At 27.4% G+C, this 241-nt stretch carries 1 pseudogene; it reads left to right on the top strand.

Features of this window, described 5'->3' with window-relative positions:
• A pseudogene (locus SH09_RS16225) lies at positions 1-241 on the top strand (hypothetical protein); the annotation flags it as partial.

Below are 241 nucleotides of genomic sequence, written 5' to 3'. Positions count from 1 at the left end.
TTTGGTGGTTTTTTAGTGGATAGAAAAGGATCATTATTTGTTTTTATTTTAGGATCATTGTCTATCTCTATAAGTTTTTTAACTATTGCATTTTTTGTTGAGTTTAGTATGTGGTTGACTTCTTTTATGTTTATATTTGTTATGGGCGGATTATCTTTTACTAAAACAGTTATATCAAAAATAGTATCAAGTAGTCTTTCTGAAGAAGAAGTTGCTTCTGGAATGAGTTTGCTAAATTTCA

Source organism: Staphylococcus gallinarum, assembly GCF_000875895.1.
In the GTDB taxonomy this organism is placed as follows: Bacteria; Bacillota; Bacilli; order Staphylococcales; family Staphylococcaceae; genus Staphylococcus; species Staphylococcus gallinarum.
The sequence above is the reverse complement of the archived record's forward strand: the minus strand, read 5'-3'. Positions and strand labels throughout refer to the sequence as shown.